Origin of the sequence: Pseudomonas sp. RC2C2, from assembly GCF_018390435.1 — a bacterium.
Classification (GTDB): domain Bacteria; phylum Pseudomonadota; class Gammaproteobacteria; order Pseudomonadales; family Pseudomonadaceae; genus Aquipseudomonas; species Aquipseudomonas donghuensis.
The window spans coordinates 2,334,940-2,354,606 of the sequence record NZ_JAHBAX010000001.1; the positions used below are offsets into that span (position 1 = coordinate 2,334,940).

Genomic DNA, 19,667 nt, shown 5'->3' on the forward strand with positions numbered 1-19,667 from the left:
GATGAGGGCGATGCGGCTTATCAGAACGCCGGCTTGACCGCGCCCTTGTACTTCTCTTCGATGAACTTCTTCACTTGCGGGGTGTGCAGCGCTGCAACCAGCTTCTTCACAGCGTCCGCGTCCTTGTTGTCTGCGCGGGTCACCAGGATGTTCACGTAAGGCGAATCGCTGCCTTCGATGACCAGAGCATCTGACTCGGGGTTGAGCTTGGCTTCCAGCGCGTAGTTGGTGTTGATCAGCGCCAGGTCGACCTGGGTCAGCACGCGCGGGATGGTCGCGGCTTCCAGTTCACGGAATTTCAGGTTCTTGCTGTTCTCGGCGATGTCTTTGACGGTCGAGAGGATGTTCTTGTTGTCCTTGAGCTTGATCACACCGGCCTTGTCCAGCAGCAGCAAGGCGCGCCCGCCGTTGGTGGCGTCGTTGGGGATGACCACGGTGGCCGTCGATGGCAGCTCGTCAAGCTTCTTGTACTTGCTCGAGTAGGCGCCCAGCGGCTCCAGATGCACACCGGCAACGCTCACCAGTTGGGTGCCCTTGGCCTTGTTGAACTCATCCAGGTACGGCTGGTGCTGGAAGAAATTGGCATCCAGGCGCTTCTCGGCCACTTGCACGTTCGGCTGGATATAGTCGGTGAACACCTTCACCTTCAGGTCCACGCCTTCTTTGGCCAGGGCCGGTTTGACGAACTCGAGGATCTCGGCGTGCGGTACCGGGGTGGCGGCGACGGTCAGGGTCTCGGCCTGGGCGGAGAAGGCCGCAACGGCGGCGACAACAGCAAGCAGTTTTTTCATCAAATCACTCCTTGTGAGGGCCGATCCGGCCCCCGGTGCGTCGGCAGCGCCGACCCATGGGGTTACTTACGGGAAAAATGCACAACCAGTTTGTCGCCCACGCTCTGCAGGACTTGAACCAGTACCAGCAGCAGGACCACGGTGACTACCATCACGTCGGTCTGGAAGCGTTGATAACCGAAGCGGATCGCCAGGTCACCGAGGCCGCCAGCGCCCACCACACCGGCCATCGCGGTGTACGACACGAGGGTAATGGCGGTGACGGTAATGGCTGCGAAGATGCCCGGACGAGCCTCGGGCAGCAAAGCGTTGATGATGATCTGGCGGGTAGTGGCGCCCATCGATTGGGTGGCTTCGATGATGCCGCGGTCGACTTCACGCAGCGCGGTTTCCACCAGGCGCGCGAAGAATGGCGTGGCACCGACCACCAGTGGCGGGATGGCCCCGGCGACGCCCAGCGAGGTGCCGGTGATCAGCACGGTAAACGGGATCATCACGATCAGCAGGATGATGAACGGCAGCGAGCGCAGAATGTTCACCACCAGCGACAGCAGCGCGTACACGCCCTTCTGTTCGAACAGCTGGCGCGGGCCGCAAAGGAACAACAGCACGCCCAGCGGCAGGCCGAGCAGCACGGTGAAGAACAGCGAGCCGAACAGCATGATCATGGTGTCGATAGTAGCCAGCCAGATTTCGGCCCAGTCGACGTTGGCAAAGAAACTCAAGGCGTCCATCAACGCAGTACCTCCATATGAACATCAGCCGCAGTGAAGCGGGCGAACGCCGCTTCCATGTCGCCGCCAGTGACGGCCAGGGTCAGTTGCCCATACGGGGTGTCCTTGATGCGGTCGATGCGTCCAGCCAGGATACTGTAGTCCACACCGGTTTCCCGGGCGACGGTGCCCAGGAGCGGTGCGTAGGTCGAATCGCCCTGGAAGGTCAGACGCACAATGCGGCCTGGCACGTGGGCGAAGTCGTCGCGCTGTTCGTTTTCGTCGATCTGCTCGTCTTCCTGGACGAAGCGCTTGGTGGTCGGGTGCTGCGGGTGCAGGAACACATCGGCCACCGGGCCTTGCTCGACGATCTGACCGGCGTCCATCACCGCTACGCGGTCACAGACCCGGCGGATTACGTCCATTTCATGGGTGATCAGCACGATGGTCAGCTTCAGCTCGCGGTTGATCTCGGCCAGCAGCTGCAACACCGAGGCGGTGGTCTGCGGGTCGAGGGCGCTAGTGGCTTCGTCGCACAGCAGGATCTTCGGTTTGGTGGCCAGGGCGCGGGCGATGCCGACGCGCTGCTTCTGGCCGCCGGAGAGCTGTGCCGGGTATTTTTTCGCGTGATCGGACAGGCCGACGCGGGCCAGCAGTTCGTTGACGCGGGCGTCGATTTCCTTGCGCGACAGCTCGCCCGCGAGGGTCAGTGGCAGGGCCACGTTGTCGGCGACGGTCTTGGAGGCCAGCAGGTTGAAGTGCTGGAAGATCATCCCGACTTGCTGGCGGAAACCCCGAAGATCATTGGCGTTGAACGCGGTGACGTCTTCGCCGTCGACAATGATCTTGCCGCCGCTCGGCGCTTCCAGGCGGTTGATCAGGCGCAGCAGGGTACTTTTACCGGCACCGGAATGGCCGATCAGCCCGAACACCTGGCCGTCTTCGACGCTCAGGTTGGTCGGGTGCAGTGCGGGGATATCCCTACCGGAAACGCGGTAGGTTTTATGGACATTTTGAAACTCGATCACGTAGCGAACCTTGTGGGGCGCATGGGAATGGGGGCAGCGGTTAGCCGGGCGCGCATTTTAGCCTGTTCGTATAGAGGTTCTTAGCATTTATTTCGCAATTGACCAATGCTACTGGAATAACGCGATCAGTGGTCAATCCGAAGGAACGCCTGCAGGGGCCATCAGTCACTACTGAATAGGGCCCGCCGTGGGGTCGAACCGTAGGACTGATTGAGTGAGGAGAGCACACTGATGCCCAGCAAGAAGAACCCGCCCAAGGAAAGCCAACTCGCCGGTACCCAGACCCCGGACCGCGCCAATACCAACGCCAAGCTGCAAAGCCTGGAAACCTTTCGCAGTGACGCCACTGGCCAGGCGCTGCGCACCAACCAGGGGGTCAAGGTTGCCGACAACCAGAACACCCTGAAAGCCGGTGACCGAGGCCCGTCGCTGCTGGAAGACTTCATCATGCGTGAAAAGATCACGCATTTTGACCATGAGCGTATCCCCGAGCGCATCGTCCATGCCCGCGGTACCGGGGCCCATGGCTATTTCCAGGCCTATGAATCACATGCCGCGTTGACCAAGGCCGGTTTTCTCCAGGACCCGGAGAAAATCACCCCGGTGTTCGTGCGCTTTTCCACCGTTCAGGGCCCGCGTGGCTCGGGTGATACCGTGCGCGATGTGCGCGGTTTTGCCGTGAAGTTCTTTACCGAAGAAGGCAACTTCGACCTGGTCGGCAATAACATGCCAGTGTTTTTCATCCAAGATGCGATCAAGTTTCCCGACTTCGTCCATGCAGTAAAACCTGAGCCACACAACGAAATGCCCACCGGCGGCTCGGCCCACGACACCTTCTGGGACTTCGTCTCACTGGTGCCGGAGTCGGCGCACATGGTGATCTGGGCAATGTCCGATCGTGCCATTCCAAAAAGCCTGCGGACCATGCAGGGCTTCGGCGTGCATACGTTTCGCCTGATCAATGCCCAAGGCAAATCGAGCTTCGTCAAATTCCACTGGAAACCCAAAGCCGGCGTGTGTTCGCTGCTTTGGGACGAAGCGCAGAAGCTGGCGGGCAAAGACACCGATTACCACCGCCGTGATCTATGGGAAGCGATTGAAACTGGCAATTACCCGGAATGGGAGTTCGGCGTGCAGATCGTCGCTGAAGAGGACGAGCACAAGTTCGACTTCGACCTGCTCGACCCGACCAAGATCATCCCCGAAGAGCTGGTGCCGGTGACGCCGCTGGGCAAGATGGTGCTCAACCGCAACCCGGACAATTTCTTTGCCGAAACCGAACAGGTTGCCTTCTGCCCTGGGCATATCGTCCCCGGCATCGACTTCTCCAACGACCCGCTGCTGCAGGGCCGGTTGTTTTCCTATACCGATACCCAAATCAGCCGGCTAGGCGGGCCGAACTTTCACGAGATTCCGATCAACCGTCCGCTGGCCCCTAACCACAACGGCCAGCGCGATGCGCAGCACCGCACCACGCTGGACAAGGGCCGCGCCTCCTACGAGCCCAACTCGATCGACGGCGGCTGGCCCAAGGAGACTGCGCCAGCAGCCAGCGAGGGTGGTTTCGAGTCGTATCCGGAGCGCATCGAAGCGCACAAGGTGCGCCAGCGCAGCCCATCATTTGCCGACCACTTCTCCCAGGCGCGGTTGTTCTTCCAGAGCATGAGCCCGACCGAGCAGGAGCACATCATCAGTGCCTACAGCTTCGAGCTGGGCAAAGTTGAACGGGAGTTCATCCGCGCCCGTGAAGTCAACGAGATCCTCGCCAATATCGACCTCACGCTGGCGGCGCGGGTGGCCGCCAACCTTGGCCTGCCGGCACCGAAGAAAGGCACGGTGGATGTGCCTCAGCCAAGCCTTAAACAATCCCCGGCACTGAGCCAGATGAACTTGCTCGGCGAAGGCATCAAGGGCCGCAAGGTGGCGGTGCTGGTGGCTGATGGCGTGGATGGTGTCAGTGTCGATAGCCTGGTCAAGGCGCTGGAAGCCGAGAGCGCGCAGATCAAGATCCTTGGCCCGAGCTCGGCGCCGGTAAAAACCGCCCAGGGCAAGGCGCTGGCGGTGGATGCCTCAATGGAAGGCATGCCGTCGGTGATCTTCGATGCGGCCTGGGTGCCGGGCGGCAAGGCTTCGCTTCAGGCCCTGGCCGGTGACGGTGTGGCGCTGCACTTTCTGCTTGAAGCCTACAAGCACCTCAAGCCGATTCGCTTGGCCAGCGAAGCGCAAGCCGTGCTCGACAAGCTGGGGCTCAAGGCCGACAGCGGTTTGCTGCTGGGCAATGATGACAAAGCCTACAAGGCCTTCATCACGGCAATCAGCAAGCATCGGGTGTGGGAGCGTGAGGCCGCAGCGAAAGCCATTCCGGCGTGATGCACAAACAGGGTGCCCATCAGGGCACCCTGTTTGTCATGGGCGGCGTGGGATCAGCACCGCCTGGGCAGGCTGGTTGCGGTGAATCTCGTGGCGTTGCTGCAGGGCAAATTCACCGTCGAGTTTCTTCACCCGTTTGCCCAGCAGGGTTTGCAGCCAGGGGGCGTCCTGCTTGCGCGGAACCTGGAACACCACCTCGCACTGGTAATTGACCACATCGCTGGCGATGTCATCGAGTTGCTTGCGCATTTCGCGAATATTGGTGGTTTTCAACGCAACCACGGTGCTTGGCGCAGTGGGGTCGATCAGCTTGGCGGCCGGGCGGGCTTCGGCGGCTTTCAGGGCGGCCTCGGCTTTGTCGAGCTCGGCCTTGCGCGCCTGGGCGATCGCACCGTTGACGCCGCCCGTCAGCGCCGGCGCCTTGGGCATCAGCGCACGGGCGCGGGCCAATGCGGTGGCTGCCGCATTCACATCGCCCTTTTGCAGGACGATCTGGCTGCGTTGCAGGTAGGCTTCGGCCAGCTGACGCTGGTACTGCTCGATCCGGCTGTCATTCGGCGCCTGGCTCTGCAGGGTGGCGAGCTGATCTTCGGCAGTGGCCAGCTCGCTGCTGGCGATGCTGTGCTCCAGCTGCTGCCAGGCATCAGGCTGGGCAGGCACGGCGGCGTTGTCGGCCGGGGTGCTGGAGCACGCGGCGAGGATCAGCGAAAACGCGGCAAGGAGCAGATAACGGGAGGCGAACGGCTTCATTCCTGCGACTCTCTATTTGCGCAAAAAGCGAGCAAGTCTACACCCAGTCCGCAGACTCGAAAATAATTCTTCAGGACCCTGCGCGCTTTTTAAATGTCGCAGGGTGCAACCGCCGAGGCTGCACCCCACGCCTTCAGCGCCGGGGCAGTGCCAGGCTCAGCAAGAATAGCACTGCGGCGCAGACCACGATGGACGGCCCGGCCGGGGTGTCCTTGAACCACGACAGCGCCAGGCCGCCGCATACTGCGGTAACCCCCAGCAGGCTGGCGCCCAGGGCCATCTGTTCCGGCGAGCGGGCGTGACGTTGCGCCGCAGCGGCGGGAATGATCAGCAGCGAAGTGATCAGCAGCACGCCGACGATTTTCATCGCCACGGCAATCACCACGGCAATCAGCAGCATCAGCGCCAGGCGCAGCGCAACGACAGGCAAGCCCTCGACCATGGCCAGCTCTTCATGCACGGTGACCGCCAGCAGCGGGCGCCACAGCACCACCAGCAACAGCAGCACCGCAGTGCTGCCGCCGAGAATCCAGGCCAGATCCCCCGGGCTGATCGCCAGCAGGTCGCCGAACAGATACGCCATCAGGTCGATGCGCACATCGTGCATGAAGCTCAGTACAACCAGGCCGAGTGAAAGCGTGCTGGGCGCAAGAATGCCCAGCAGGGTGTCGGAGGCCAGTGGCTGACGCTGCTGGAGGGTCACCAGCAGGATCGCCAGCAATAGGCAGCCGACGGTGACCGCCAAGGCCGGGCTGACATCCAGCACGAAACCCAGAGCAACACCGAGCAGCGCGGCATGGGACAGGGTATCGCCGAAATAGGCCATGCGCCGCCAGACCACAAAGGACCCCAGAGGGCCTGCAACCAATGCCAGCGCCAGACCTGCGAGCAGGGCGTAAAGCAGAAAATCAGCCATGCTTGCAGTGATCTCCATGAACGTGGCCGCCTTTGGCCGGGGCGACCACCGAACCGTGCAGGTCGTGGGCGTGGTCGTGATGGTGGTGGTAGATCGCCAGGCTCGGCGCGTTGCTGCCGAACAGTTCGACAAAGGCCGGATCGCCGCTGACCTGCTCCGGGTGGCCGGAACAGCAGACGTGGCGGTTGAGGCACACCACCTGATCGGTGGTGCTCATGACCAGGTGCAGGTCGTGGGAAACCATCAGCACGCCGCAGCCGTGGCGGTCGCGCAGGCGGGTGATCAGGCTGTACAGCTCGGACTGGCCCGCAACGTCGACGCCCTGCACCGGCTCATCGAGCACCAGCAGCTCGGGCTCGCGCAACAAGGCACGGGCCAGCAGTACGCGCTGCATTTCGCCACCGGAAATACCCTGGATAGGGCTGTCGATGACGTGTTCGGCGCCGACTTCCTTGAGCGCCGACAAGGCCGCCGCGCGATCAACACCGGGCACCAGGCGCAAAAAGCGCAGCACCGAGAGCGGCAAGGTGGCATCGACCTGGAGCTTTTGCGGCATGTAGCCGACGCGCAACCGCGGTTTGCGCCAGACCGTGCCGGTATGCGGCTTGAGCAGGCCCAGGACGGCGCGCACCAGGGTGGTTTTGCCAGCCCCATTGGGGCCGATCAGGGTGACGATCTGCCCGGGCTCCACGGCCAGGTCGATGCTGTCGAGCACCGCTTGCCCGGCGAAGCTCACGCCCACCTGTTCGAGGCGAATCAGCGCATTGCTCATCAGGCGCTCCGGCAGTTACTGCACAGGCCGACCACTTCGACCGTCTGTGCTTCGACGCTGAAACCGACGTCTTTGGCGCTGGCGACAATGGCGTCGCTGATGCTGCTCTGCTCAAGCTCGATGGCCACGTGGCATTCGCGGCAGATCAGAAACTGGCCCTGATGCGCGTGTTCGGGGTGGCTGCAGCCGATAAAGGCGTTGAGTGAGGCAATGCGGTGCACCAGGCTGTTTTCCAGAAGGAAGTCCAGCGCCCGGTAGACGGTGGGCGGCGCCGCCCGGCGGCCATCCTGCTCGCTCAGCACGGCGAGGATGTCGTAGGCACCCAGTGGCTTGTGGCTCTGCCATACCAGTTCCAGCACACGCCGGCGCAAGGCGGTCAGGCGCACACCCTGGCGTGCGCACAGCGCATCGGCCTCGGCCAGGGCGCTGTGCACGCAATGGGAGTGGTCGTGGGGGCGGTTGGCCAACGGGGTTTTAGGCATGAGCGGCGACGGTTCTGGTTGGAGACGTTATTATGTTACCTGTTTCAGCCCCTGTGAGTGGTCATCGTGTCCCGAATTTTTGCCCTTTTTGTCGCTTTTACCGCCACCCTGGTGATGGCTCAGGCACAGGCCGAAGTGCGTGTGCTGACCAGTATCAAGCCCCTGCAGCAGATTGCTGCGGCGGTCCAGGACGGTGTCGGCACGCCTGAAGTGCTGCTGCCGCCAGGCGCTTCGCCGCACCATTACGCCCTGCGCCCTTCCGACGTACGGCGCGTGGGCGACGTCGAGCTGTTGTACTGGATCGGCCCGGACATGGAAGGCTTCCTGCCGCGGGTGCTCAAGACCCGCAGCAAGCCAAGCGTCGCCGTGCAGGGCCTGGCGGGTCTGCATCTGCGCCACTTTGGCGAAGATAGCCACTCCCACGACGAAGATGGCGACGATCATGATCACGATCACCGCCCGGGCAGCCTCGATGCCCATCTGTGGCTGTCGTCGGTCAACGCCCGGGTGATTGCGGCGAAGATGGCGGCTGACCTGAGCGCTGCCGACCCGGCCAATGCCGCACGTTACCAGAGCAACCTCAAGACCTTTGGCGAGCGTATGGATGCGTTGGATGCGCGTCTGAAAAAGCGTATGGCAGGCATCAGCGGCAAGCCGTTCTTCGTCTTCCATGAAGCGTTTGACTACTTCGAGTCGGCCTATGGCCTGAAGCACACCGGCGTGTTCAGCGTGGCAGCGGAAGTACAGCCGGGTGCCCAGCACGTGGCGGCGATGCGCAAGCGTCTGCAGGAGGTGGGCAAGACCTGTGTGTTCAGCGAGCCGCCATTGCGCCCGCGCTTGGCCGAGACGCTGACGGCGGGGCTGCCGGTGACGCTGGCGGAGCTGGATGCATTGGGCGGGACGGCGCCGGCCAGTGCCCGGGGGTATGAGCAGTTGCTGGAGACGCTGGGCAATGATCTGGCGGGGTGTCTGGAGAAGTTGTGACGCCCTGATCGCGGGGTAAACCCGCTCCAACCTATTGTAGGAGCGGGCTTGCCCCGCGATGCTTCAAATCGCAAACGGCAATGCAATCTCCACCTGCTGCCGCGCCGCCAGGCGCACTTCGAAGTCCGCCGGATCGTGAATCAGCACGTCCATCCCGGCAAACGACTCGGCAGCAATCAAGCGCGACAGCCAGAAGCGCACGCAGGCAATGCGCAACATCACCGGCCACAGGTTGGCCTCGGCCGAAGTGAACGGCCGCAGCGCCGCATAAGCCCCCAGCAGCGCCCGTGCCCGCGGGCCGTCGATGATCCCGGCGTCATCGCAGCACCAGTCGTTCAGGGTGATCGCCAGGTCGTAGAGCATCGGCCCCGAGCAGGCGTTGTAGAAGTCGATCAGGCCGGTCAGGTGGGTGCCTTCGAACAGCACATTGTCGCGGAACAGGTCCGCGTGCAGGTTGGCCCGTGGCAGGGCCATGATCTGCGCCTTGTGCTCGACGATTTCGTCCAGGCACGCCTGCAGCAACTGGCGTTGTTCGGCATTCAGGCGCGGCATCAGCTCGGCACCGGTTTCCAGCATCCAGTCCAGGCCGCGGTCGGTCTTGCGCTCCAGCACTCTGTCGCGGGTGGCCAGGTGCAGGTGCCCGAGCAGCTCACCCACTTGCACGCAGTGCTGGTTGTTGGCGGTCTTGATGTGCTTGCCCGGCAGCCGTGGCTGCAGCAGCGCAGGCTTGCCGGCCAGCTCGCGCAGGGCCACGCCGTCGTTGCCACGCAAGGCGTAGGGCACCGGCAGGTCGGCCTCATGCAGCACATCGAGGAGCTCGATGAAGAACGGCAGGTCCTGGATCGGCCCGCGTTCGACCAGCGTCAGCACGTACTCCCCCTGTTCCAGGCTGACAAAGAAGTTGCTGTTCTCGGTACCGGCGGCAATGCCCTGGAAGTCCCGCAGGCGGCCCAGGCCGTACGGTGCCAGAAAGGTTTCCAGCTCAGGCCGGGTCAGGGGGGTGAAGACTGACATGATCAAAAATTGCCCATACGGGCACTTCAGCAGGGAAGTGCCAGGTTGATGTAAAGGGTACGGCCTACCACTCGAAGATTTTCCACGACGGGATCAGCATGTCCGGTTGGTCGGAGCGTATGAAATTGCCCTCCGAGCCATCAGCGCGTACCAGGAAGTAAGGTTTGCCGTTTTTCGGGGTCACCTTGATTGCATACAGGAAGCCATTTTGCCGGTATTCCTGGATGGTTTTGTCGCCTTCCGTGCGAATGGTTACATCCGGATCAGCCGACGGCGCGTCATCCGCTGCCATTGTGACGACCGGAGTGACTGCCAACAGGCTGAGCAGCAACAGGCGATTTAGTGTACGCATGATAACCTTGTCCCTTTGTCGTCAATGTTCCGGACATTCTAGCGCCGGGCCCGTCGAAAAGGTTGATTCTGCTCATGAGCCAAGCTCCCCTCGTCCTGGTGGACGGTTCCTCGTACCTGTACCGCGCCTTTCACGCGCTGCCACCACTGACTACCTCCAAGGGCCTGCCGACCGGCGCGGTCAAGGGCGTGCTGAACATGCTCAAGAGCCTGCGCAAGCAGTATCCGGACAGCCTGTTCGCGGTGGTCTTCGACGCCAAGGGCGGCACCTTTCGCGACGAAATGTTCGCCGAGTACAAGGCCAACCGGCCGAGCATGCCCGACGACCTGCGGGTGCAGATCGAGCCGCTGCACGCCAGCGTGCGTGCCCTGGGCTACCCGCTGCTGTGTGTCGAAGGCGTGGAAGCCGACGACGTTATCGGCACGCTGGCCCGCAGCAGCGCCGCCGCCGGGCGTCCGGTGATCATCTCCACGGGCGACAAGGACATGGCGCAGTTGGTCGACGGCCACATTACGCTGGTCAACACCATGACCGGTAGCGTGCTCGACGTGGCTGGCGTACACGAGAAATTCGGCGTCGGTCCTGAACACATCATCGATTTCCTTGCCCTGATGGGCGACAAGGTCGACAACATCCCGGGCGTGCCGGGGGTGGGCGAAAAGACTGCGGTGGGCCTGCTGACCGGAATCGGCGGAGGCCTGAGCGACCTGTACCAGAACCTCGACAAGGTTCCGGCGCTGGCCATTCGCGGCGCCAAGACCCTGCCGGCGAAGCTTGAAGAGCACCGTGACGCGGCGTTCCTGTCCTATGAGCTGGCAACCATCAAGATCGACGTGCCGCTGGACGTTGAAGTCGATGCGCTGGTCTGCGGCGAGCCGGACCGTGACGCGCTGCTGGCGCTGTACACCGAAATGGAATTCAAGAGCTGGATCGACGAAGTTCAGCGCGATGCCAAGCGCGCTGGCCAGGACGTCGCGGTCCAAGCGCCGCAGGAAGTGGTCGAGGCCCAGTACGAAACCATCCTCGACCAGGCCCGATTCGATGCCTGGCTGGAGAAGCTGCGCCAGGCACCGCTGTTCGCGTTCGACACCGAAACCACTGGCCTCGATGCCCAGCAGGCGCAACTGGTGGGTGTGTCGTTCGCCGTTCAGGCCCATGAAGGCGCTTACGTGCCGCTGACCCATTCCTACATGGGGGTGCCCGAGCAGCTCGATCGCGACAGCGTGTTGCTGGCGCTCAAGCCGTTGCTGGAAGACCCGGCCAAGGTCAAGGTGGCGCAGAACGCCAAGTATGACATGAACATCCTGGCCAACTGCGCCATCGGTGGGGACTTTGCCAACGGCATCCAGATGCAGGGCGTGGCCTACGACACCATGCTCGAGTCCTACGTGCTCGACTCCACTGCCACCCGTCATGACATGGACAGCCTGGCGCTCAAGTACCTGAACCACACCACCATCGGCTTTACCGACATCGCCGGCAAAGGTGCCAAGCAGCTGACCTTCGACCAGATCACCCTGGAGCAGGCCGGCCCTTATGCCGCCGAAGACGCCGACGTCACCCTGCGCCTGCACCAGACCCTGCAGCAGAAGCTTGCGCTGATTCCGAGCCTGCAAGCGGTGCTCAGCGACATCGAAATGCCGCTGGTGCCGGTGCTGGCCAAGATCGAGCGCCAGGGCGCGCTGGTCGATGCCAAACTGCTGGGCGTGCAGAGCGTGGAGCTGGGCGAGAAGATGCTCGAGCTGGAGCGCCAGGCGTTCGAGATCGCCGGTGAGGAGTTCAACCTCGGTTCGCCCAAGCAGTTGGGCGTGATCCTCTACGACAAGCTGGGCATGCCTGTGCTCAACAAGACCGCCAAGGGCCAGGCTTCCACCGCCGAAGCGGTGCTGGCGGAACTGGCCGACATGGACTTCCCGTTGCCCAAGGTGCTGATGCAGTACCGCTCCCTGAGCAAGCTCAAGAGCACCTACACCGATCGCCTGCCGGAACAGATCAACCCGCGCACCGGGCGGATCCACACCTCCTACCATCAGGCGGTGGCGGCGACCGGACGCCTGTCGTCCAGCGACCCGAACCTGCAGAACATTCCGATCCGCACCGCCGAAGGCCGGCGCATCCGTCAGGCCTTTGTCGCCGCACCGGGCTACAAACTGCTGGCGGCGGACTATTCGCAGATCGAGCTGCGGATCATGGCCCACCTGGCCCAGGACGAAGGCCTGCTGCACGCCTTTCGCAACGACCTGGACGTGCACCGCGCCACCGCTGCCGAAGTGTTCGGCGTTGAGCTGGAACAGGTCACTACCGACCAGCGGCGTAGCGCCAAGGCCATCAACTTCGGCCTGATCTACGGCATGAGCGCCTTTGGCCTGGCCAAGCAGATCGGCGTCGACCGCAAACAGTCCCAGGCCTACATCGATCGTTACTTCGCCCGCTACCCAGGCGTACTGGCCTACATGGAACGCACCCGCGCCCAGGCTGCCGAGCAAGGCTATGTCGAGACCCTGTTTGGCCGGCGCTTGTACCTGCCGGAGATCAACGCCAAGAACCCGGCCCTGCGCAAAGGCGCCGAGCGCACTGCAATCAACGCGCCGATGCAGGGCACTGCCGCCGATATCATCAAGCGCGCCATGGTCGCTGTGGACAACTGGCTGACTGCTTCGGGCCTGGATGCCCGGGTGATCCTCCAGGTACACGACGAACTGGTGCTGGAGGTGCGCGAAGACCTGGTCGAGCAGGTGCGTGAGCAAATTCGTCCACACATGAGCGGCGCTGCCCAGTTGGATGTTCCGCTGCTGGTTGAGGTCGGAGTGGGGGCAAATTGGGACGAAGCGCACTAAAAATGCGCTGAAATTCGGGGAAAAGCTGCGGCATATCGTCGCGGCTTTTTGGCGGCCTGATGCTGCTATTGCCGGAAATTTCCCATCTATCGCAAATAGTTTTTAAACGCCCGGAACTAAACCGGTGAACGGCGACTCAGAGTATCTGAATGGCTGGTGAAGCCCTTCGATGCTCCTATGTTGTGTTAAGTGTTGGCAGATCTCTGGACCCCGCCCTAGCGGTCCGGAACTTGAACCCCGAACTTCCCCCTCCCCATACGAAGTCCGGGGTTTTTTTTGCCCGGCGTTTACCGGGCGGCCCTTATTCCGCAGGCTTGTCCGGCAGTTCCATCCAGCGTGCGAGCACCCCGTAGGCCTCTTCCAGGCCCTGGCGCTTGGGTGCCGAGAACAGTTGGATCGAGACGCTGTCGCCCCACCCTTTGCGAATTTCCGCCTGCACTTTGAGCAAGGTGTTCTTGGCTGCGCCGAAGGTCAGCTTGTCGGCCTTGGTCAGCAGGATGTGCATCGGCATGCCCGAGGCGCGCGACCAGTCGAGCATCATCATGTCGAAGTCGGTCATCGGATGGCGCACGTCCATCATCAGGATCAAGCCCTTCAAGGCCTCGCGGCTGCCCAGGTAGGCCTCCAGGTGGCGCTGCCAGTGCTGCTTGAGCGGGATGGGTACCTTGGCATAACCGTAGCCTGGCAAGTCGACCAAACGCCGTTCATCGTCCAGACTGAAGAAGTTCAACAGCTGGGTGCGCCCCGGGGTTTTCGAGGTCCGCGCCAGGCTGGCGTGGGTCAGGGTGTTCAGGGCGCTGGACTTGCCAGCGTTGGAGCGGCCGGCAAAGGCTACTTCATAGCCCTGATCGGGCGGACACTGGTCGACCTTGGCAGCACTGATGGCGAATTTGGCCTGTTGGCAGAGGCCGAGGATGGGGTTTTTGACTTGCATGGGATATCCGGTATGGGCGTTGCCAGAGACGGGCTCGGCAAGCGGTGTCGTTTCCGTTTCAGTAACGGGAGTATATAATGCCCCAGATTTTGTGTGCGCATTATCCCAGCGTAGGAGGATGTGCACGGGGGCATCGGATTCAAGCTTGCGCATTAGAACGCAGTGCAGCCCCCAACCCTGAAAGGTCGTTCGCATGACGAAATGGCTGCTTGTTGTCGGTGTCTTGATACCGTTATTCAGCGCTCAGGCTACACAGGATCCCGAGGCGTTGTACAACCGCACGTGTGCGGCTTGTCATGCCGGGCAGCTGCCACAGGCACCGAAAGCGGGTGATCGTGCGGCTTGGGAGCCAAGACTGGCGAAGGGTATGGAGATGCTGGTGGTGCATGTCACCCAGGGTTTCAAGGCTATGCCAATGCGTGGATTGTGCATGGACTGCAGTGCCGAGGACTACCAGGCAGTCATCCAGTGGATGAGCCGGAGTCCCGATACATAACTCTTTCACCCTTAGCCGTAGTTGGATTAGCTGATGAACAAACTACTCGTGAGTCTGCTGTTGACCTTGGGCATCACCGGTGCAGCCAATGCCGCAGAGCCTATCAAAGGGGATGCCGCTGCTGGTCAGGCCAAAACTGCTGTATGTGGCGCTTGTCACAATCCGGACGGCAATAGCCTGGCGCCGAACTTCCCGAAACTTGCAGGCCAGGGTGAGAAGTACCTGGAAAAACAATTGCACGACATCAAGTCGGGCAAGCGCACCGTGCTGGAGATGACCGGCATGCTGGCCGCTTTCAGCGACCAGGACCTGGCGGATATCGCCACCTACTTCTCCAGTCAGAAAGGCAGCGTCGGCGCCGCTGATCCGAAGCTGGTCGAACGTGGCCGCGCGCTGTTCAACGGCGGTGACGTCGAAAAAGGCCTGCCGGCCTGCACCGGTTGCCACTCGCCTAATGGCGCTGGCATTGCCCTGGCCGGCTTCCCGCACCTGGGTGGCCAGCACTCCACCTACGTGGCCAAACAGCTGACCGACTTCCGCGAAGGCAACCGTACCAACGATGGCGACGCCACCACCATGCGCACCATCGCTGCCAAGTTGAGCAACAAGGACATCGAAGCGCTGTCCAGCTACATCCAGGGTCTGCATTGATCCGCGCTTTAACGCTGGGTTAATACTGCGGCGCAAAGATGAAAAGGGTGGCTTCGGCTGCCCTTTTTTGTGCCCGCTGCCGTTACACTAACGAACTCGGGCCTGCCTCGACCTGTCCTATGACCGGTCGCGTCAAGGCGATTCAATAGACTGCTCAGGAGTAAAGCATGCGTAATCTGATTCTCGGCGCCGCGCTGGTCACTGCCAGCCTCTTCGGCATGACGGCCCAGGCCGCCGAACCGGTAGCCTCTGACCAGTATACCGAGCTGAGCAACCCGGTTCCGGTGTCGGTACCTGGCAAGATCGAAGTGGTCGAGCTGTTCTGGTACGGCTGCCCGCACTGCTATAGCTTCGAGCCGGTGGTCAATCCATGGGTCGAAAAACTGCCGAAGGACGTCAACTTTAAGCGCGTACCGGCCATGTTCGGCGGCCCTTGGGATGCCCACGGCCAGATGTTCCTGACGCTCGAGGCCATGGGTGTTGAGCACAAGGTTCATGCTGCAGTGTTCGAAGCCATTCAGGTTCAGCGCAAGCGCCTGACCAAGCCGGAAGAAATGGCCGACTTCCTTGCGACCCAAGGCGTCGACAAGGACAAGTTCCTCTCCACCTTCAACTCCTTCGCCATCAAGGGCCAGGTCAACCAGGCGCGCGAACTGGCCAAGAAGTACGAGATCACCGGCGTACCGAGCATGGTCGTCAACGGCAAGTACCGCTTCGACCTTGGCACCGCCAAGGGGCCGCAAGGGGTGTTGAACGTTGCTGACTACCTGATCGCCAAGGAGCGCGCCGCTAAGTAAGCGGCGCCAGCCATGCGCCGCTGGAGAACCGAGCGTGGCGTTGGCCTGCATGATCCGCAGGTCAACGAACATCACCTGCAGGCCAACAGCCTGCCAGATGACGGCCGGCTGCGGCTGCTCAGTTTCAATATCCAGGTTGGCATCAGCACCGAGCGTTACCGCCATTACCTGACCCGTGGCTGGCAGCACCTGCTGCCGCACACCGGACGGGCCGGCAACCTGCAGAGGATCGGCGACCTGCTCGCCGACTTCGACCTGGTCGCCCTGCAGGAGGCCGATGGCGGCAGCTTGCGTTCGGGCTACATCAACCAGGTCGAGCATCTGGCTCAGCTTGGCGCCTTCCCTTACTGGTATCAGCAGCTCAACCGCAACCTCGGGCGCCTGGCCCAGCACAGTAATGGCGTGCTCAGCCGCCTGAAGCCGCACCTGCTCGAAGATCACCCGTTGCCCGGCCCGGCTGGCCGCGGGGCGATCCTGGTGCGCTTCGGCGAAGGTGAAGACGCACTGGTCGTGGTGATGATGCACCTGGCATTGGGTTCCAAGACCCGCGCCCGGCAGCTTGCCTACATTCGCGAACTGATTGGCGGCTATCGCCACCAGGTGCTGATGGGGGACATGAACACCCATGCCCGCGACCTGCTCGAACATTCGCCGCTACGCGATCTGGGCCTGATTGCACCCCAGGTTCAAGCCACCTTCCCCAGTTGGCGACCGCAGCGCTGCCTTGATCATATTCTGCTCAGCCCGAGCCTGACCCTGGAGCGGGTCGAGGTTCTGGCCCAGCCTATTTCCGATCATCTTCCGGTCGCGGTTGAGATTCGTTTGCCTGATGCCCTTGCTGTGGATACGCTGCCCGCTTTGAGCTAATTGCCATTACCCTCTGCGGACCCAGGCATGACCGACGAAGCCCAGCGCTGGAAAGAAAAATACCTCAAGAGTATCGAACAGCAAGAGAAGCTGGAGCGCCGTTGGGAGGCTCGTCTCGACCTGTTGCGCCGTGGTCTTGTGCGCAGCACCCTGGCCGCTGAAGGCAGCGACCGGGCGGTGGACTTGTGCATGAAGGAAATGCGCGAGGTGATCCGCACCGACAACATGGACGCCGCACTTGCCGGTCTGATTCCACGCCTGGAAAAGGCCGTGCTCGATTCCGAGCAGCGCCGGGCAACCCGTGTCGTCCAGGTCACCACCGCCCTCAACGCGTTGGTCAGCCAGTTGCAGACCCTGCCGTTGCCCAGCGAAGTCAGCCGTCCGCTGAAAAAATTTGCCAAGCAGGTCGAGGCCCGCGCCAGCCATTCCCGGGAAATGCCCCTGCTGCTGGGCGAGTTGAGCGGACTGCAGGGCCAGGCGCTGTCGGCAATGGAGCGGCCTGAAGAGGCGCAGCGGCCTGGTTTGTTGCAGCGTCTGTTCGGTGGTCGGGAAGCAGAAGCAGAAGCAGAAGCCATGCAGCCGGCGCTCACAGGGACAGCAGCGGTTGTAGCTGAGGCCAGAGAGCAGCCTGCGCCCATGCTGCACGCTGTTGTCGAGACGGCCGCGCATGAACTCGCCGACGTCGATGAGCTTCAGCCCTTGCCGACGGCTCGAGCGATTGGGCCCGAGACGATCGAGCCTGCAAGGGTCGAGGCTGACGTTATCGAAGCACCGCAGCTTGCACCTGCACCTGAGCCTGAGCCTGAGCCGGTTGCAGAGCTGCCAACAGCGCCTGCAACTGCAGCCGAGCCAGCAGCGCCGGTCGAGCCCGATGCTCTGGACTCTGAGCAGGATGTCCTGGCGTTACTCGAACACAGCCCCGACGAGCCGCAGGCCGACCGGCCAGAAGCCGAGCCTGTTGAAGCCGGGCCTCTGGACGATGAGCACGCCCACTACGCCCTGCCCGATGGCACCGAGCCCACCTACAGCTCAGTCGCCGACCATATTGAAGATACCCTGCTCGGCTTGCTCGACGACCTGACCCTGCCCGAACGCCACAAGGCCCAGGCGCAGTCCATGCGCGAACGCCTGGAGCACGGCCTGAACTGGTATGAACTGCTGCCGGTGCTGGATGACCTGGCCGTGCTGATGCTGGCAATCAACGACAGCGGCCAGCACGAGTTCGAAGTCTACCTGCAGCAACTCAATGAGCGTCTGGAGTCGTTCCAGAGCCACCTGCACGAAGCCAGCGAAGGCCATGCCGACAACACCTCGGCGGCGCGCGACCTCGACAGCCAGTTGCGTGAGCAGGTCGACGGTTTGCAAAGCAGTGTGCAGGGCGCTGCCGACCTGGGCAGTCTCAAGCACATTCTGGAAAACCGCCTTGAAGGCTTGCTCGGCACCATGGACGAGCACCAGCAGCAGCGTGACCAGCGCGAACAGGACATGGCCAACCGCCTGCAAGGCTTGGCCGAGCGGGTGGCAAGCATGGAGCAGGAAGCCCTGGGCTACCGCGAGCACCTTGAGGAGCAGCGCCAGAAAGCCCTCATCGACCCCCTCACCGGCTTGCCCAACCGTGCGGCCTGGTCAGAGCGGGTCGATCAGGAAGTGCTGGAATGGCAGGAGAACGGCGGCCATCTATTGATGGCGATTCTCGATCTCGACCACTTCAAGCGTATCAATGACAGTTACGGCCACCTGGCAGGCGATAAAGTGCTGAAGATAGTCGCCAGCGTACTGCGCAAACGCCTGCGCAGTCGTGATTTCATCGCCCGCTTCGGTGGTGAGGAGTTTGTTCTGCTGATCCCGCAGACGGCCATGCCTGCTGGCTGCCAGTTGGCGGAAACCCTGCGCGCGGCCATCGAGGCCTGCCCTTTCCACTTCAAGGGCGAGCGGGTGACCATTACCCTGTCCATTGGCATCAGTGCATTTCGCAGCGGTGAGCGTAGCGAGGTGGTGCTCAAGCGCGCGGACGAGGCGCTGTACCGGGCGAAACATCTTGGTCGAAATCGTGTTGAACAGGGCTGAGTGGCAATAGCGAGGATACGTTAAGCTTACGCTTTGCAATTTCTCACCACAGTGCCCTCTCCATGAAAGCGTTTTTCACTGCCCTCCTGCTGCTGACGCTGGCAGGTTGCGCCACCGGCTTGCGAATCGATCGCAGCCATACTTCGGTCAACCAGGATGAACGTATCCAGTTCGTCGTCCTGCACTACACCAACGCTTCGCTCGAGCGTTCGCTGAATTTGCTTACCCATGGCGAGGTCAGCAGCCATTACCTGATCGGCGACTCACCGGCGACCGTCTATCAACTGGTCGACGAGAGCCGCCGCGCCTGGCATGCCGGCGACAGTCAGTGGGATGGCCGCACCTGGCTCAACTCCACCTCCATCGGCATCGAGATCGTCAACCCGGGCTTTACCGATACGCCAACCGGCCGGGTCTGGCACCCGTATACCGAGGCGCAGGTGCAGGCGCTGATCGTCCTGCTCAAGGACATCGTCAAGCGCAACAACATCAAGCCCCGCTACATCATCGGCCACAGTGATATCGCGCCGCTGCGCAAACTCGACCCCGGCCCGATGTTCCCCTGGAAGCGCCTGGCGGATGCAGGTCTTGGGGTCTGGCCGAACGCACAAGCTGTGGCTCAGCAGCAGGCATACTTCAGCATCAACCCGCCGAGCATCACCTGGTACCAGCAGCAGTTGAAGCGCTTTGGCTATGCCATCGAGCAGACTGGCGAGTACGATGTCAGCACCAAACATGTGCTGGCGGCCTTTCAGATGCGCTTTCGCCCGCAGCGATTCGATGGCGTGCCGGATGCCCAGACGGCCGCCATGTTGCAGGTGCTCAACGGCCGTCGTTGACACCCAC

General features: G+C 62.3%; 19 protein-coding genes. 9 read left to right on the forward strand and 10 right to left on the reverse strand.

The annotated features are described in order from the left end of the window. Positions 1-20 precede the first annotated feature (20 nt). From KHO53_RS10905 to KHO53_RS10915, 3 genes are all read right to left on the reverse strand, one after another. Positions 21-791 carry a MetQ/NlpA family ABC transporter substrate-binding protein gene (locus KHO53_RS10905; RefSeq protein WP_010222634.1) on the reverse strand — a complete coding sequence of 257 codons (771 nt, stop codon included), beginning with the start codon at positions 789-791 and terminating at the stop codon, positions 21-23. A 62-nt stretch (positions 792-853) separates the two neighbouring features. Then, positions 854-1,525 (reverse strand): methionine ABC transporter permease, encoded by a 672-nt coding sequence (locus KHO53_RS10910; protein WP_010222633.1) that lies wholly within the window; start codon positions 1,523-1,525, stop codon positions 854-856. Next, entirely contained in the window at positions 1,525-2,532 is a 1,008-nt protein-coding gene (locus KHO53_RS10915; protein WP_213570286.1) for a methionine ABC transporter ATP-binding protein, read from the reverse strand. Before KHO53_RS10915 ends, KHO53_RS10910 begins: the two co-directional genes overlap by 1 nt. Positions 2,533-2,763: 231 nt before the next feature. On the opposite strand from KHO53_RS10915, the gene katE reads away from it, so the two are divergent. Next, positions 2,764-4,902: a catalase HPII gene (gene katE, locus KHO53_RS10920; protein ID WP_213570287.1), complete on the forward strand. Its 2,139-nt coding sequence runs from the start codon at positions 2,764-2,766 to the stop codon at positions 4,900-4,902. A 36-nt stretch (positions 4,903-4,938) separates the two neighbouring features. Here katE and KHO53_RS10925 read toward each other — a convergent pair whose 3' ends face one another. The 4 genes from KHO53_RS10925 to zur form a co-directional block, all read right to left on the reverse strand. Further along, positions 4,939-5,652, reverse strand: a complete 714-nt coding sequence (locus KHO53_RS10925) for a PA5502 family lipoprotein (RefSeq protein ID WP_213570288.1) — start codon at positions 5,650-5,652, stop codon at positions 4,939-4,941. Positions 5,653-5,785: 133 nt separating this feature from the next. After that, positions 5,786-6,568, reverse strand: coding sequence for a zinc ABC transporter permease subunit ZnuB (znuB, locus tag KHO53_RS10930; RefSeq protein WP_010222629.1), 783 nt, complete (start codon positions 6,566-6,568; stop codon positions 5,786-5,788). Continuing rightward, on the reverse strand, positions 6,561-7,340 hold the full coding sequence (gene znuC, locus KHO53_RS10935) for a zinc ABC transporter ATP-binding protein ZnuC (RefSeq protein WP_010222628.1): 780 nt from the start codon (positions 7,338-7,340) through the stop codon (positions 6,561-6,563). The genes znuB and znuC overlap by 8 nt, the downstream gene beginning before the upstream one ends. Continuing rightward, positions 7,340-7,822 carry a zinc uptake transcriptional repressor Zur gene (gene zur / locus KHO53_RS10940; protein ID WP_010222627.1) on the reverse strand — a complete coding sequence of 161 codons (483 nt, stop codon included), beginning with the start codon at positions 7,820-7,822 and terminating at the stop codon, positions 7,340-7,342. Before zur ends, znuC begins: the two co-directional genes overlap by 1 nt. A 66-nt stretch (positions 7,823-7,888) precedes the next feature. Between zur and KHO53_RS10945 the strand changes: the two genes are divergently transcribed. After that, positions 7,889-8,806, forward strand: coding sequence for a zinc ABC transporter substrate-binding protein (locus KHO53_RS10945; RefSeq protein WP_036995332.1), 918 nt, complete (start codon positions 7,889-7,891; stop codon positions 8,804-8,806). A 63-nt stretch (positions 8,807-8,869) separates the two neighbouring features. Here the strand turns inward: KHO53_RS10945 and KHO53_RS10950 are convergent, their stop codons facing one another. Both KHO53_RS10950 and KHO53_RS10955 read right to left on the reverse strand, forming a co-directional pair. Then, entirely contained in the window at positions 8,870-9,820 is a 951-nt protein-coding gene (locus KHO53_RS10950; protein ID WP_159387946.1) for a homoserine kinase, read from the reverse strand. A gap of 64 nt (positions 9,821-9,884) precedes the next feature. Next, entirely contained in the window at positions 9,885-10,172 is a 288-nt protein-coding gene (locus KHO53_RS10955) for a DUF2782 domain-containing protein (RefSeq protein ID WP_010222622.1), read from the reverse strand. 74 nt (positions 10,173-10,246) lie between these two features. Here KHO53_RS10955 and polA point away from each other — a divergent pair, with 74 nt between their 5' ends. Further along, positions 10,247-13,009, forward strand: a complete 2,763-nt coding sequence (gene polA, locus KHO53_RS10960; protein ID WP_213570289.1) for a DNA polymerase I — start codon at positions 10,247-10,249, stop codon at positions 13,007-13,009. A 301-nt stretch (positions 13,010-13,310) separates the two neighbouring features. Here polA and yihA read toward each other — a convergent pair whose 3' ends face one another. Continuing rightward, a complete protein-coding gene (yihA, locus tag KHO53_RS10965) occupies positions 13,311-13,943 on the reverse strand; it encodes a ribosome biogenesis GTP-binding protein YihA/YsxC (protein ID WP_010222620.1) in 633 nt (210 codons plus the stop codon). A gap of 193 nt (positions 13,944-14,136) precedes the next feature. Between yihA and KHO53_RS10970 the strand changes: the two genes are divergently transcribed. The 6 genes from KHO53_RS10970 to KHO53_RS10995 all read left to right on the forward strand — a co-directional run bounded on the left by KHO53_RS10970 (position 14,137) and on the right by KHO53_RS10995 (position 19,660). After that, entirely contained in the window at positions 14,137-14,439 is a 303-nt protein-coding gene (locus KHO53_RS10970) for a c-type cytochrome (RefSeq protein ID WP_010222619.1), read from the forward strand. A 33-nt stretch (positions 14,440-14,472) separates the two neighbouring features. Further along, the gene (locus tag KHO53_RS10975; protein ID WP_010222618.1) at positions 14,473-15,090 is read left to right on the forward strand and encodes a c-type cytochrome; all 618 of its coding nucleotides are present in this window, start codon (positions 14,473-14,475) and stop codon (positions 15,088-15,090) included. Between the two features lie 167 nt (positions 15,091-15,257). Further along, positions 15,258-15,887 (forward strand): thiol:disulfide interchange protein DsbA, encoded by a 630-nt coding sequence (dsbA, locus tag KHO53_RS10980; protein ID WP_010222617.1) that lies wholly within the window; start codon positions 15,258-15,260, stop codon positions 15,885-15,887. A gap of 12 nt (positions 15,888-15,899) precedes the next feature. Beyond that, complete coding sequence (locus tag KHO53_RS10985; RefSeq protein WP_010222616.1) at positions 15,900-16,754, forward strand: endonuclease/exonuclease/phosphatase family protein; 855 nt, start codon at positions 15,900-15,902, stop codon at positions 16,752-16,754. 27 nt (positions 16,755-16,781) lie between these two features. Next, positions 16,782-18,821, forward strand: a complete 2,040-nt coding sequence (locus KHO53_RS10990; protein ID WP_213570290.1) for a GGDEF domain-containing protein — start codon at positions 16,782-16,784, stop codon at positions 18,819-18,821. A gap of 62 nt (positions 18,822-18,883) precedes the next feature. After that, positions 18,884-19,660 (forward strand): N-acetylmuramoyl-L-alanine amidase, encoded by a 777-nt coding sequence (locus tag KHO53_RS10995; protein ID WP_036995311.1) that lies wholly within the window; start codon positions 18,884-18,886, stop codon positions 19,658-19,660. Positions 19,661-19,667 lie beyond the last annotated feature (7 nt).

What these genes read in the sequence shown, in the direction of transcription:
- yihA (WP_010222620.1), bottom strand. Translation starts at nt 13,943, where the DNA reads ATGCAAGTCAAAAACCCCATCCTCGGCCTCTGCCAACAGGCCAAATTC.
- znuB (WP_010222629.1), bottom strand. Translation starts at nt 6,568, where the DNA reads ATGGCTGATTTTCTGCTTTACGCCCTGCTCGCAGGTCTGGCGCTGGCA.
- KHO53_RS10910 (WP_010222633.1), bottom strand. Translation starts at nt 1,525, where the DNA reads ATGGACGCCTTGAGTTTCTTTGCCAACGTCGACTGGGCCGAAATCTGG.
- KHO53_RS10995 (WP_036995311.1), top strand. Translation starts at nt 18,884, where the DNA reads ATGAAAGCGTTTTTCACTGCCCTCCTGCTGCTGACGCTGGCAGGTTGC.
- polA (WP_213570289.1), top strand. Translation starts at nt 10,247, where the DNA reads ATGAGCCAAGCTCCCCTCGTCCTGGTGGACGGTTCCTCGTACCTGTAC.
- katE (WP_213570287.1), top strand. Translation starts at nt 2,764, where the DNA reads ATGCCCAGCAAGAAGAACCCGCCCAAGGAAAGCCAACTCGCCGGTACC.
- KHO53_RS10970 (WP_010222619.1), top strand. Translation starts at nt 14,137, where the DNA reads ATGACGAAATGGCTGCTTGTTGTCGGTGTCTTGATACCGTTATTCAGC.
- KHO53_RS10950 (WP_159387946.1), bottom strand. Translation starts at nt 9,820, where the DNA reads ATGTCAGTCTTCACCCCCCTGACCCGGCCTGAGCTGGAAACCTTTCTG.
- dsbA (WP_010222617.1), top strand. Translation starts at nt 15,258, where the DNA reads ATGCGTAATCTGATTCTCGGCGCCGCGCTGGTCACTGCCAGCCTCTTC.
- znuC (WP_010222628.1), bottom strand. Translation starts at nt 7,340, where the DNA reads ATGAGCAATGCGCTGATTCGCCTCGAACAGGTGGGCGTGAGCTTCGCC.
- zur (WP_010222627.1), bottom strand. Translation starts at nt 7,822, where the DNA reads ATGCCTAAAACCCCGTTGGCCAACCGCCCCCACGACCACTCCCATTGC.
- KHO53_RS10985 (WP_010222616.1), top strand. Translation starts at nt 15,900, where the DNA reads ATGCGCCGCTGGAGAACCGAGCGTGGCGTTGGCCTGCATGATCCGCAG.
- KHO53_RS10990 (WP_213570290.1), top strand. Translation starts at nt 16,782, where the DNA reads ATGACCGACGAAGCCCAGCGCTGGAAAGAAAAATACCTCAAGAGTATC.
- KHO53_RS10955 (WP_010222622.1), bottom strand. Translation starts at nt 10,172, where the DNA reads ATGCGTACACTAAATCGCCTGTTGCTGCTCAGCCTGTTGGCAGTCACT.
- KHO53_RS10975 (WP_010222618.1), top strand. Translation starts at nt 14,473, where the DNA reads ATGAACAAACTACTCGTGAGTCTGCTGTTGACCTTGGGCATCACCGGT.
- KHO53_RS10925 (WP_213570288.1), bottom strand. Translation starts at nt 5,652, where the DNA reads ATGAAGCCGTTCGCCTCCCGTTATCTGCTCCTTGCCGCGTTTTCGCTG.
- KHO53_RS10905 (WP_010222634.1), bottom strand. Translation starts at nt 791, where the DNA reads ATGAAAAAACTGCTTGCTGTTGTCGCCGCCGTTGCGGCCTTCTCCGCC.